Source organism: Mesorhizobium sp. M2A.F.Ca.ET.037.01.1.1 (genome assembly GCF_003998075.1).
Classification (GTDB): domain Bacteria; phylum Pseudomonadota; class Alphaproteobacteria; order Rhizobiales; family Rhizobiaceae; genus Mesorhizobium.
This window is the reverse complement of sequence record NZ_RZSA01000331.1, coordinates 1-6,252: the sequence shown is the minus strand read 5'-3', so window position 1 is coordinate 6,252 and position 6,252 is coordinate 1. Positions and strand designations below refer to the sequence as shown.

Annotated in this window: 5 protein-coding genes and 3 pseudogenes; all 8 read left to right on the top strand. The window is 63.8% G+C overall.

From position 1 onward, the window contains the following. Positions 1–261 (top strand): helix-turn-helix domain-containing protein (locus EOA27_RS17620; RefSeq protein WP_281059435.1); only part of this gene is annotated, 261 nt, incomplete at its 5' end. 143 nt (positions 262–404) lie between these two features. Next, positions 405–1,921 (top strand): annotated as a pseudogene (gene adh, locus EOA27_RS17615) (aldehyde dehydrogenase). A gap of 69 nt (positions 1,922–1,990) precedes the next feature. Beyond that, a complete protein-coding gene (locus EOA27_RS17610; protein ID WP_126082792.1) occupies positions 1,991–2,356 on the top strand; it encodes a DUF779 domain-containing protein in 366 nt (121 codons plus the stop codon). A 121-nt stretch (positions 2,357–2,477) separates the two neighbouring features. Next, positions 2,478–3,457 (top strand): annotated as a pseudogene (locus EOA27_RS17605) (RluA family pseudouridine synthase). A gap of 43 nt (positions 3,458–3,500) precedes the next feature. Continuing rightward, a complete protein-coding gene (locus EOA27_RS17600; protein WP_126083812.1) occupies positions 3,501–4,376 on the top strand; it encodes a DMT family transporter in 876 nt (291 codons plus the stop codon). Between the two features lie 10 nt (positions 4,377–4,386). Beyond that, positions 4,387–5,178 (top strand): ATP12 family chaperone protein, encoded by a 792-nt coding sequence (locus EOA27_RS17595; RefSeq protein ID WP_127256789.1) that lies wholly within the window; start codon positions 4,387–4,389, stop codon positions 5,176–5,178. 112 nt (positions 5,179–5,290) lie between these two features. After that, positions 5,291–5,758, top strand: a complete 468-nt coding sequence (locus EOA27_RS17590) for a cupin domain-containing protein (RefSeq protein ID WP_126082790.1) — start codon at positions 5,291–5,293, stop codon at positions 5,756–5,758. A 278-nt stretch (positions 5,759–6,036) separates the two neighbouring features. Further along, positions 6,037–6,252 (top strand): annotated as a pseudogene (locus EOA27_RS17585) (MFS transporter); the annotation flags it as partial.

Here is a 6,252-nt window from a genome sequence, read left to right as displayed (position 1 = left end):
CTTGTGATCGGCGCGACACGCTCGGCGCGGCTTGCTCTCGGCATAACGTCGGAAGGCCTGGCCAAGGGCCTGCTCGCCGCGGACATCCTCGGGGACCCGGCCAGGGCCCGGGAGGACCTCGACGATGCCGAGCGCAGCGTGCTGCAGCGCGCGATGGCGCGCACCGGCGGCAATGTCTCGGCAGCGGCGCAGAGCCTCGGCATCTCGCGCGCGACGCTGCATCGCAAGCTCGCCCGTTTCAGCATCCGCCGGCCGCATTGATTTACGCAACCTGACCTGTCGCAGTTCTGCGACACTCGGCGGCCGCGATCCGTTTGCCTGGGGATGACAGGCCGAAGAGCATCCGCAAGTGTCTCCAGCGACGCGCCACATTCCGTGACGCCGTTTTTGCTGGGAGGCAGACAATGAACAAGGTTGAGTTCTCACGCGCGGCCAAGGTCCCCTTCGCCAAGCGCTATGACAACTTCATCGGCGGCCGCTGGGTCGCCCCGCATGCTGGAAGATACTTCGACAACATCTCGCCGGTGACCGGCCGGCCGCTTTGCGAGATCGCAAGGTCCGACGCACAGGACGTCGAAGCCGCGCTCGACGCCGCGCACAAGGCGAAGGATGCCTGGGGCAAGACCAGTCCGGCGGCCCGCGCCTTGATCCTCAATCGCATTGCGGACCGCATGGAAGACAATCTCGACCTGCTGGCGCTCGCCGAAACGTGGGACAACGGCAAGCCGATCCGCGAGACGACGGCGGCGGACCTGCCTCTGGCCATCGACCACTTCCGCTATTTCGCAGGCGTCCTTCGCAGCCAGGAGGGCAGCCTTTCCGAGATCGACCATGACACGGTCGCCTATCATTTCCATGAGCCGCTGGGTGTCGTCGGCCAGATCATTCCTTGGAACTTCCCGTTGCTGATGGCCTGCTGGAAGCTGGCGCCCGCGCTCGCCGCCGGCAATTGCGTGGTGCTGAAGCCGGCCGAGCAGACGCCGCCACCATCATGCTGTGGGCCGACCTTATCGGCGATCTTTTGCCTGAAGGCGTGCTCAACATCGTCAACGGCTTCGGCCTCGAGGCCGGCAAGCCGCTGGCATCGTCGAACCGCATCGCCAAGATCGCCTTCACCGGCGAGACGACGACCGGCCGCCTGATCATGCAGTATGCCTCGCAGAACCTCATCCCGGTGACGCTGGAACTCGGCGGCAAGTCGCCCAACATCTTCTTCCAGGACGTCGTTGCCGAGGATGACGATTTCTTCGACAAGGCGATCGAGGGCTTCGTCATGTTCGCGCTCAACCAGGGCGAGGTCTGCACGTGCCCGAGCCGCGCGCTGGTGCATGAGAAGATCTACGACAAGTTCATGGAGCGCGCGCTGAAGCGCGTCGAGGCGATTGTGCAGGGCGATCCGCTCGATCCGGCCACCATGATTGGCGCGCAGGCTTCGAGCGAGCAGCTGGCAAAGATCCTCTCCTACTTCGATATCGGTCGCCAGGAGGGAGCCCAGGTGCTGACCGGCGGCGAGCAGAACCACCTGCCGGGCGACCTGGCCGGCGGCTATTACGTGAAGCCGACGGTCTTCAAGGGTCACAACAAGATGCGCATCTTCCAGGAAGAAATCTTCGGGCCGGTGGTGTCGGTGACGACCTTCAAGGACGACGACGAGGCGCTGTCGATCGCCAACGACACGCTGTACGGCCTCGGCGCCGGCATCTGGAGCCGCGACGCGAACCGCTGCTACCGCTTCGGCCGCGCGATCCAGGCAGGCCGCGTCTGGACCAACTGCTATCACGCCTATCCGGCGCATGCCGCCTTCGGCGGCTACAAGCAGTCCGGCATCGGCCGCGAGACGCACAAGATGATGCTCGACCACTACCAGCAGACCAAGAACATGCTGGTCAGCTACAGCCCGAAGAAGCTCGGCTTCTTCTGATCCTCCCAGGGCGAAGGGGAAGGGAGGGCGCCGCGGACGGCGCCCTCCCTTCGACATAGGAGGATTGCCATGGACAGGGCTTCATTGGGCAAAGTCTCGGCCACGGCGACGGCCAAGGCGCTGCTGGCCGAAATCATCGCCGACCACGGGCCGGTGCTCTTTCACCAGTCCGGCGGCTGCTGCGACGGATCCTCGCCGATGTGCTATGCGCGCGGCGAGTTCATGATCGGCGACAATGACGTCAAGCTCGGCGAGATCGGCGACACGCCGGTCTATATCAGCGCCTCGCAATATGAAGTTTGGAAGCACACCGACCTGATCATCGACGTGGTGAAGGGCAGGGGCGGCATGTTCTCGCTCGACAATGGCCGCGAGAAGCGCTTCCTGACGCGCTCGACGGTCTGCGCGGTATCGCCGTCATCTTCCGCCGACTGAGCGAGCAGACCAGCCCGCCATCGGCCGCGATTGGGGTAATCGTCGCGCTTTGTTGGGTCTTTGGCTCGCAACCTGTTCGCCTTAGTGCTATGGCGCCGCTTTCAAACGGAAAAGCGTATCCATGGCAGGTGTAGAACAGATCACGGTGGAGGCCGGCGAGGCGGGCATGCGGCTCGACCGCTGGTTCAAGGTCCATTATCCGGGCCTAGGCTTTGGCCACCTGCAGAAGCTGTTGCGCTCGGGCCAGATCCGCATCGACGGCGGCAGGGCGAAGGCGGACACGCGCGTAGAGCCTGGCCAGACGGTGCGTATACCGCCGCTCGACATCGACAAGAAAGGCGATGCGCCGCTTACCGGCCACTCGATCCGCAACCAGGGCGATGCCGACGTGCTCGCCAAGATGCTTCTGCACGAGGATCCGAAGGTCTTCGTCTTCAACAAGCCGGCCGGCCTAGCGGTGCAGGGCGGCTCGGGCGTCACCCGCAATGTCGACGACATGCTGGAGGCCTGGCGCAACCAGAAGGGCGAGAAGCCGCGCCTCGTCCACCGCCTCGACCGCGACACCTCCGGCGTGCTGGTGGTTGCCCGCACGCGTCTTGCCGCGATGAAGCTCTCGGAGGCGTTCCGGGCGCGAGAGACCAAGAAGACCTACTGGGCGCTGGTCAAGGGCGTGCCGCCCAAGCGCGAGGATAAGATCTCGACTGGCTGGTCAAGGAGGCGACACCGGATGGTGACCGCGTGCGCATCGCCAAGCATGGCGAGAAGGGCGCCGACCATGCCGTTTCCTACTATCGCGTCGTCGAGCAGGCGGCGCAGTCGCTGTCCTGGCTGGAGATGGAGCCCTATACCGGCCGCACGCACCAGCTGCGCGTCCACGCCGCCCATATCGGCTGCCCGATCATCGGCGACCCGAAATATTTCGAGGCCGATACCAACTGGGAATTCCCGGGGGGCATCCAGAACCGCCTGCATCTGCACGCCCGCCGCATCGTCATCCCGCATCCGGACCAGGGCGTCATCGATGTGACGGCGCCGATGCCGCCCCATATGCGCCAGAGCTGGAACCTGCTCGGCTTCGACGAACAGAGCGCGGAGGACTAGATTGACCGTTGCGCCCGCACTGGATCGCCGCGACGCGGTCGACATGGCGGCAGCGGCCATCATGGTCGGGCTGACCTTCTCGTGGGGACTGAACTACGTCGCGGCCAAGATCTCCTACGCAGGCTACGACCCTGTCTTCGTCTCGATCGCACGTTCGCTCATCGGGGGAGCCTGCGTGCTTGGCTGGTGCCGGCTGCGCGGCATCAACCTGTTCGAAGCGGATGGGACGCTGGCCGCCGGCGTCGTCGTCGGCGTGTTTTTCGGTATCGAGTTCCTGTGCCTCTATATCGGCCTCGAATACACGACCGTCGCCCGCAACACGCTGCTGGTCAACACCATGCCGTTCTGGGTGCTGATCGGCGGTCATTTCCTGCTCGGCGAGCGCATCAACGCGCGCAAGCTCGGTGGGCTTGTCCTGGCCTTCTGCGGCCTGGTGGCCGTGTTCTCGGACGGCATTGTCGCGGGCAGCGACACGACCCTTCTGGGGGATCTGCTCAGCCTTGGTTCCGGCGTCCTGTGGGCGGCGACCAGCATCGTCATCAAGCGCTCGAAACTGGTGGCGACCAGCGCCGAGAAACTGCTGCTCTACCAACTGGCCGGCGCGGCGATAGTCGGTGTCCTGGTGATGCCCTTGGCCGGCCCGCCCATTCGCGCGGTTGCAACCTTGCCGACGTTGGCGCTGCTCTTCCAGTCTTTCTATATCGTCGCCTTCACCTATGTATTGTGGTTCTGGCTGCTTCGGCGCTACCCCGCGTCCGGTCTGTCGAGCTTCGCCTTCCTGTCGCCGGTGTTCGGCGTCTTGTGCGGCGCGGTGGTCCTTGGTGAAGCGCCGACGACCAGGATATTCCTGGCTCTGGCCCTGATCGCCGCCGGTCTCATCATCGTCAACCGGCCGGCGCGCAGGCAGCCAACAGTTTAGGGAGTTCGACATGCGCGACATCCTCGAAGACCTCGAAGCTGGAAAACTGCTTTCCGATCCCGATCCCGTGCGCCGCGCCCAGATCCAGATGAAGACGCCGCTGCCGAAGCGTTTCTACAAGGCGGTTTCGGTTGTCCCGGTGGAAAACGGCTTTACCGTTCATCTCGACGGCCGTCCGGTGCGCACGCCGGGCAAGGCCGTGATGGTGCTGCCAACCGAAAGGGCTGCGGCACTCGTGGCCGACGAATTCAGCGCCCAGGGCGAGGTCATCGATCCCGTGACCATGCCGGTCATGCGCCTTGTCAACACCGCCATAGACGGTGTCGCCTCCGATCCGCAGGCGGTGCTGGAGGATGTGCTGCGCTTCGCTTCGTCAGATCTGCTTTGCTACCGTGCCGACGGTCCGCAAGGCCTGGTCGATCGTCAGAACAAGCTGTGGGATCCGGTGCTGGACTGGGCACGCGGCAGCCTCGGCGCGCGCTTCAATCTTGCCGAAGGCGTCATCCATGTCGAGCAGCCGCGCGAAGCCATCGCCATCCTTGGCGCGCATCTTGGCCAACGCTCGGAGCCGATGCGGCTGGCCGCCATCCATGTTATGACGGCGCTGACCGGCTCGGCGCTGCTGGCGCTGGCCGTGGATTTCGGCGAGTTGGACGCCGAGGAAGCTTGGGCAGCGGCCCATGTCGACGAGGACTGGCAGATCGAGCACTGGGGCCAGGACGCGGAGGCAGTCGCGCGCCGCTCGGCCCGCAAACGCGACATGCTGGCGGCGGTCAGCCTGCTTGAGGCACTGAAGGCCTAGAAGCCAGAAATGGGCGCAGGGGTTTTTCGTGCGGAATGCTGCTCTGCCACCAATGGCTGAACCAGCAATCGATCCCATGCTATTGTTCCCCACTCAACCAGTGGGGGCGGTCATGTCGGACTTTCAGAAAGCAGTTATCTCCACGCCGGGCAGCGAGCGCCTCGCCAAAGCGCCACATGGTGCGAAGGTAGTCGTCCATGCCACTGCCGCCGAGACCAACGGCGCATTCGGAATGTGGGAAACTTTCACTCTCCCTGGGAAAGGCCCGACCCCCTCACACTCACACGCGCGAGACAGAGGTTTTTTAGGGTGGTTTGCGGGACTTATCGTTTTCCAGTGCGGTGACGAAGAATTCGATGCCCCTCCAGGCACTGTCGTCGTTCTGCCCCCTTACGTGCGTCACAGCTGGCGCAACATTGGCGACGAGCCCGGGCAGATGTTCGCAATAGTAACGCCGGGCGGCTTCGAGCAACTCTTCATGGAGATAGAGGCGTCTGGTGCCGCCTCGCCCGACGAGATAGCAATGATTGAAGCCCGTCTTGGGATAATCAACGACGAGACGTTGGCGCTCGATCGTTAAGGCTACGGCGTACGCTTCACGTGGATACTGAGAAAAACGCTCCTTTCAAAGAGGATGTGCGTCGGATTGGTTGCCTAACGCTGGAAATGAACCGCTCCCGGCACTGCGCCGCTCCCGCACCGCACCTAATACCAAAGTCATAATCCCATCGTCGCGGTGCCTTTCGGCCGTCATTTCTGTCATTTTTTGCTTTGTTGGCTGCGTTTTTGAGTCTGCGTTCGGAGGAGTGCGGCGCGCAGCCATCGAGGACAGACGGGATCTCACGGGAGGATATTCAAATGGCAATGGCATCGGCCGCCGGCGGAACCAGCCGCGGTATGACGCGGGAGGAGAAGAAAGTCATCTTCGCCTCATCGCTCGGCACCGTTTTCGAATGGTACGATTTCTATCTCTACGGTTCGCTGGCCGCCTTCATCGGCTCGACCTTCTTCAGCCCGGCGATCCCGGAGGCGACGCGCAACATCTTCGCGCTGCTGGCCTTTGCCGCCGGCTTC